We start from the raw sequence: 6387 nt of genomic DNA on the forward strand, positions 1-6387 counted from the left end.
CGGTCAGTCCTGGCGAGTTCGGCGGGCCCTGGCGGGTCCGGCGGGTCCTGCTATTGGAATCGTGAGGGGATGAGGTGCTGCGTGGTCGAAATCCCCAGCACCCGCTGCTGGCGTGTGAGGTTGTACGTCCGGTCGCGCTGAAGGTATTCGACGAGGAACAGCTCCGCCCGGTTGCCGCGCTTGAAGAACGATTTGACCTTGAGCCCGAGCTTCGCGGTGAACAGGGCCCGATCCTTGGCGATCGCGTCGATGACGACAGGTTCGTAGCCCATGCGCGCGAAGTGGGTGGAGACCGCGTCCTTGAGCTTGTAGGGAGTCGGATCGCCGATGTTGATCGGACCCGAGGCCGACGGCACGTCGAGACAGGACAGAGCCGCTCGCACCAGATTGTCGACGTGGGTCAGCGTGATCTTCTGCCGGCCTCCGCCGGGAAGCCTGAGCACGCCCTTCTTCGCCACTCGGCTGAGGTAGGGCATGAGCATGGTCTCTCCCGGACCGTACACTGCCGCCGGTCGGAGAATCGCGGCATCGGGGCGGATGCGCGTCACGAGCTGTTCGGCCAGGGCATGGGTCTTCGAGTAGGCGTCGTCGAAGTCATGCGGATCCTTCGGGCCGGCCTCCTCCCACAGATCGGTGTGGGGGTCGTTCGATGAGTAGACGGTCGTCGATGAGAGGTGGACGATCCTGGCCTTGGGGAAGGCATCGAGGACGTTGCGGGTTCCCGTGACTCGAACCTTGTACAGCTCATCGTCGGGTGCGCTGACGGCGGCGATGCCGGCACAGTGGAAGACTGCGGTGACCTTCGGGGCCAGGGAGCGGACTCCGGCGGGGGCCTGCTCGCTGATGTCCCAGGCTTGAAAATTCACACCCGGAATCTCCGGATCGCGACGGCACAGCGCATAGACGGTCTCGTCCCGCGCTGCCAGGGCACGAGCGATGGCACCGCCGATGAAGCCGCTTGCCCCAGTTACGATTACCGCCACGTCGTGTCCCTTCATCACTCGTTCGAGGGTGAGCTCGAATCCTCAGCGCACTTCTTCTATCGAACCATACGTCTCAGCGCAGACGTCTCAGCTGCGGTGCTGCCACTGCGGTTCACGTCTGCTGAGGAAAGCGTCGATTCCCTCCTGCGCATCTGCTGCGACTGCGTTCTGCGTCATCACTTCCGACATGCGCGCATAGGCATCCGCAAGCGGAAGTTCCCGCTGTTCATAGAACGCCGCTTTACCTAATGCAACTGTAGCCGACGAGGCTGACGCGACGGTGCGGGCAAGGTCCAGGGTCGCCGATTCGAGCACCTCGTCGGCGACCACATCGGAGACCAGCCCGTGGGCCAGCGCATCGGCAGCGCTGACGAAGTCTCCTGTCAGCAGCATCCGCATCGCGATCTTCGCTGGGACCGCGCGCGTCAGGGCAACCATGGGCGTGGAACAGAACAGTCCGATCTTGACGCCAGGCGTGGCGAAGCGCGCCGAGGCGCCGGCCACTGCCAGATCGCAGCTGGCCACCAGCTGGCACCCGGCCGCCGTCGCCACACCTTGGACCTGCGCGATGACCGGCTGCGGGATCGCCTGGATCAGCTGCATGAGGCGGGAACAGGCGTCGAAGATCTCCTGCTGGGCATCGACGGCGGCTCCGCGGATCTCCTTGAGATCATGACCGGAGCTGAAGACGTGTCCGGCCGTGCGCAGAATGATCACGTGCACATCGGTCCGGGCCCCCACCTCGGCGAAGGTCTCGATGAGTTCATTCATCACTGACAGGGACAGAGCGTTGCGCGTGTCCGGCTCGTTGATCGATACCGTCGCAACGGCGTCGTCGGCGAGGGAGAATACAATTGATTCCGACATAGCAATATTCTGCCAAACTCTCGACGCTTCGGCGCGAAAGCCTGGTGCGGAATCCTGGGACCGGCCTCTGGGAGGCAACAATGACCACCCTGCTGATGATCATCGGATTCGGTGCTGCGACGTCAGTGGTGGTCGGCCTCGGGCAGAAGCTCAAACTGCCCTGGCCCGCGCTGATGGTCGTCATCGGCATCGCCGGTGCGTTCATCCCCTCGTTCGCCGAGATCACGATCGAACCCGACCTCATCCTCCCCCTGTTCCTGCCGCCGCTCCTGTTCGCCGCGGCGCAGAAGACCTCATGGGCGCTCTTCGCCATTCGCTGGCGCACGATCCTCGGTATGGCAGTCGCCCTCGTCGGCGTCACCGCTGCCGCGGTCGCCGGCACCGCAGTCCTCCTCATCCCCGGCATCACGATCGCGTCGGCGATCGCGCTGGGAGCCATGCTCGCCCCACCTGACCCCGTCGCCGTCGACGCAGTCGCGGGTACGGTGACGATACCTCGGCGGATCATGTCGACCCTGCAGAGCGAGGGGCTGTTCAACGACGCGGCCTCGCTCGTGATCTTCCAGACCGCGATGGCTGCGGCGATGGCCGGCACCGAGGTGAACTTCGGCCATCTGGCACTGTCCTTCCTCGTCTCCGCAGTCGTCGCCATCCTCATCGGGCTCGTCGTCGTGTTCGTGGTGTGGTGGGTGATGGAGAAGATCGACCACACGATCGCGCGATCGTCCCTGATGCTCATGCTGCCCTTCGGCGTCTACCTCATCTCCGAGCACTTCCACGCCAGCGGCGTCATCGCCGTGGTCGTCGCCTCCCTCGAAGTCCGCCGCCGCGACGTCGAGTCCAACTCCGCCGAACGTGTCACGCAGGCCTCGACATGGCAGGTCCTCGAAATGCTCATCACAGGCATCGCCTTCGGCCTCATCGGACTCGATCTGCGCCAGGTCGTCGAATCCGAACATGCCGATCTGGGGCGAGCCATCCTCGTGGGACTGGCCATCGCTCTCGTCGTCATCGCCGTGCGATTCGGCTGGCTGCTGCTCGGAACCGTCCTCGAGAACAAACGAAGCACGGACGACCCTGATGCGGCGCCGCTCAATCTCAAAGACGCCACCCTGATGACCTGGGGCGGGATGCGCGGGCTCGCCACCATCGCCCTGGCACTGTCCATTCCGATCACCACGGCCACGGGCGATCCCTTCCCGGGACGTTCCTACATCCTCGTCGCGGCCGCGGTGATCCTGCTCGTCACCCTGGTCATGGCCGGGCTGACCTTCCCGACCATCGTCAACGTCCTCGGCATCGACGACGAGGCCGAGAAGGAACGTCAGGCGACGAAGGACATCGCCCTGCGCGCGTACAAAGCCGCCATCCACCAGATCAAGAACGACGACAGTCTGCCCGACGAGGTGGCCGAACCTCTGCGCGCGAGGTTCAAGGGCCTCTACGCCCAACTGCTGGGCACCACCGACGACCAGGCCAGCTCCGAACAGGCCACGACGTTCAAGGAACACCGCGAAGCCATGGCGCAGGTGCAGACGAAGGCACTGCAGTCCGCCCGTGCCGAGGTGCTCAGGGCTCGACGCGAGCGCGGCACCGACCCTCAGATCGCCGACAGGGTGCTGCGCCGCTTCGACCTCCAGTCCGTGCTCCTGCGGTAGTTCACCCGCCGAGGTGACTCTCAAATTTCCTCGCACAACCAGAGCTGAGTGGAATAGACTCAACTTTGTTGGCGTTGGACTCTTCGAGAGCAATTTCTGTTCACGGAACAGTTGCGAAGAACACTTGCGAAGGAGATGCGTATGGACGCACAGATGACAACCAAATCACGCGAGACGCTGCAGTCTGCGATCAATGACGTCGTGGCTCGTCGGAACAACCAGATCGAGCCCGCCCACCTGGTCGCAGCCTTGCTGGAACAACCCGACTCGCTCGCGTCGAACCTGCTGACGAAGGTCGGCGCCGACCCGAAGACCGTGCAGGCTGCTGCCCGAACGGTCCTCGACGGGCTTCCCACCGTGAGCGGGCAGACCGTCTCACAGCCGGGCCTGTCCCGCTCCGCTCTCGAGATGATGAATCTCGCGCAGGAGGAGATGACAGCCCTCGGCGATCAGTTCGTCTCGACCGAGCACCTGCTGTTGGCAGCAGCTCAAGGTCAGGACGGTGCCGGTGAAGCTCTGCGCAGCAACGGCGCTGGCCGCGATGCCCTGCTGGCAGCACTGCCCGAAATCCGCGGCGGCAAGAAGGTCACCTCGGAGAACCCTGAGGACACCATGCAGTCCCTGGAGAAGTTCGGTGTCGACCTCACGGCCACCGCCCGCGAGGGCAAACTCGACCCGGTCATCGGACGAGACAAGGAGATCCGGCGGGTCATCCAAGTCCTGTCTCGCCGGACGAAGAACAACCCGGTCCTCATCGGCGAACCCGGCGTCGGCAAGACCGCAGTCGTCGAAGGCCTGGCCCAGCGGATCGTGGCCGGCGACGTGCCCGAGTCCCTGCGCAACAAGACTCTGATCAGCCTCGACCTGTCCGCGATGGTCGCCGGCGCGAAGTACCGCGGTGAGTTCGAGGAGCGGTTCAAAGCCGTCCTTGAGGAGATCAAGAACGCCGATGGTCAGATCATCACGTTCATCGACGAACTCCACACCGTCGTCGGTGCCGGAGCGACCGGCGACTCGGCCATGGATGCGGGCAATATGCTCAAGCCCATGCTCGCCCGCGGTGAGCTCCGCCTCGTCGGCGCCACGACCCTCGACGAGTATCGCGAGAACATCGAGAAGGATCCTGCGCTTGAACGTCGGTTCCAGCAGGTCTTCGTCGGTGAGCCGAGCGTCGAGGACACGATCGCGATCCTGCGTGGACTCAAGGAACGCTACGAAGCCCACCACAAGGTCTCGATCAACGACGGTGCCCTGGTTGCCGCCGCCACGATGTCCAACCGCTACATCACCGGCCGTCAGCTGCCGGACAAGGCCATCGACCTCGTCGACGAGGCCGCGTCACGGCTGCGCATGGAGATCGACTCGGCTCCGGTCGAGATCGATGAGCTCCGTCGCGCCGTCGACCGCCTGAAGATGGAAGACATGGCCCTGTCCAAGGAAACGGACACGGCTTCGATCGAGCGCCTCGGCGCCCTGCGTGCCGATCTTGCCGATCGGGAAGAGGAACTGCGCGGCCTCGAAGCCACCTGGGAGTCCCAGCGAGCTGGGCTCAACCGGGTCGGCGAGCTCAAGACGAAGCTTGACGAGCTGCGTTCGCAGGCCGATAAAGCCCAGCGCGACACTGACCTGGAGACGGCGTCCCGACTGCTCTATGGGGAGATCCCAGCGGTGCAGAAGGAGATCGACCTCGCCGAGGCGGAAGAGGCGAATTCGGCGTCCGAGACTGACCCGATGGTCAGCGATCGCGTCTCGAGCAACGACATCGCCGAGGTCGTCGCTTCCTGGACGGGCATCCCTGCGGGCCGTCTGCTTCAGGGCGAGATCGAGAAGTTGCTGGGCGCGGAGAACGTGCTCGGGCAGCGACTCATCGGTCAGAAGAATGCCGTGGCCACGGTCTCCGACGCGATCCGACGCTCACGTGCCGGCATCGCCGATCCGGACCGCCCGACAGGTTCGTTCCTGTTCCTCGGCCCCACCGGCGTCGGCAAGACGGAGCTCGCGAAGTCCCTCGCGGACTTCCTCTTCGACGACGAGAAGGCGCTGATCAGGATCGATATGAGTGAGTACGGGGAGAAGCACACCGTGTCTCGCCTCGTCGGTGCCCCTCCGGGCTATGTCGGCTACGACGAGGGCGGCCAGCTCACCGAGGCTGTGCGTCGTCGTCCGTACTCCGTCGTCCTCCTCGACGAGGTGGAGAAGGCGCACCCGAGCGTCTTCGACATCCTGCTCCAGGTCCTCGACGACGGCCGTCTGACCGACGGTCAGGGCCGCACCGTCGACTTCCGGAACACGATCCTGATCCTGACGTCGAACCTGGGCTCACAGTTCCTCATCGACAAGTCACTGAGCGGCGATGAGCAAAAGGACGCGGTCATGAATGTCGTGCACTCGACGTTCAAGCCTGAGTTCCTCAACCGTCTCGACGACATCGTCCTCTTCGATGCACTGGGCACCGACGAGCTGTCGTCGATCGTGGACCTGCAGATCCAGCGGCTGGCCGCGCGGCTGACCGATCGCCGGATCACGCTCGAGGTCACCGATGCGGCCAAGGACTGGCTTGCGCTCGAAGGCTACGATCCCGCCTACGGTGCCAGGCCGCTGCGTCGGCTGGTCCAGCGCGAGATCGGCGACAAGATGGCCCGCGCACTGCTGGCCGGAGACATCGCCGACGGTGACGCGATCGTCATCGACCTGCCCGCAGACCCGGAGGCGAGCGGACTGGAGCTGCGCCCGAAGCGGTGATGTGTCGGCGGCTGCGGTCAGGGCCCCGTCTGAGTCTCAGAGCACTAGGGCGTGTCTCCTTTATTGACCATTCCAGGACTGGCACGGTGGAGACGTGACTACACAGCAACGACACCGAGTCTTCACTGATGAGCAGT

4 protein-coding genes are annotated in these 6387 nt (G+C 64.6%); 2 read left to right on the top strand and 2 right to left on the bottom strand.

Features of this window, described 5'->3' with window-relative positions; all coding sequences use genetic code 11:
• Positions 1–50: 50 nt before the first annotated feature.
• Together MPN20_RS14860 and MPN20_RS14865 are read right to left on the bottom strand one after the other, a co-directional pair.
• Entirely contained in the window at positions 51–983 is a 933-nt protein-coding gene (locus tag MPN20_RS14860; protein WP_242783373.1) for an NAD(P)-dependent oxidoreductase, read from the bottom strand.
• 87 nt (positions 984–1070) lie between these two features.
• Positions 1071–1850, bottom strand: coding sequence for an enoyl-CoA hydratase (locus MPN20_RS14865; protein ID WP_242783374.1), 780 nt, complete (start codon positions 1848–1850; stop codon positions 1071–1073).
• Positions 1851–1930: 80 nt separating this feature from the next.
• Between MPN20_RS14865 and MPN20_RS14870 the strand changes: the two genes are divergently transcribed.
• Positions 1931–3508, top strand: a complete 1578-nt coding sequence (locus MPN20_RS14870; RefSeq protein WP_242783375.1) for a Na+/H+ antiporter — start codon at positions 1931–1933, stop codon at positions 3506–3508.
• Positions 3509–3649: 141 nt separating this feature from the next.
• Positions 3650–6250: an ATP-dependent chaperone ClpB gene (gene clpB, locus MPN20_RS14875; protein ID WP_242783376.1), complete on the top strand. Its 2601-nt coding sequence runs from the start codon at positions 3650–3652 to the stop codon at positions 6248–6250.
• Positions 6251–6387 lie beyond the last annotated feature (137 nt).

Origin of the sequence: Brevibacterium sp. ZH18 (genome assembly GCF_022748595.1) — a bacterium.
Classification (GTDB): Bacteria; Actinomycetota; Actinomycetes; order Actinomycetales; family Brevibacteriaceae; genus Brevibacterium.

Bases quoted from the DNA above. Each gene is read 5' to 3' on its own strand.
- MPN20_RS14865 (WP_242783374.1), bottom strand. From the start codon at position 1,850: ATGTCGGAATCAATTGTATTCTCCCTCGCCGACGACGCCGTTGCGACG.
- MPN20_RS14870 (WP_242783375.1), top strand. From the start codon at position 1,931: ATGACCACCCTGCTGATGATCATCGGATTCGGTGCTGCGACGTCAGTG.
- clpB (WP_242783376.1), top strand. From the start codon at position 3,650: ATGGACGCACAGATGACAACCAAATCACGCGAGACGCTGCAGTCTGCG.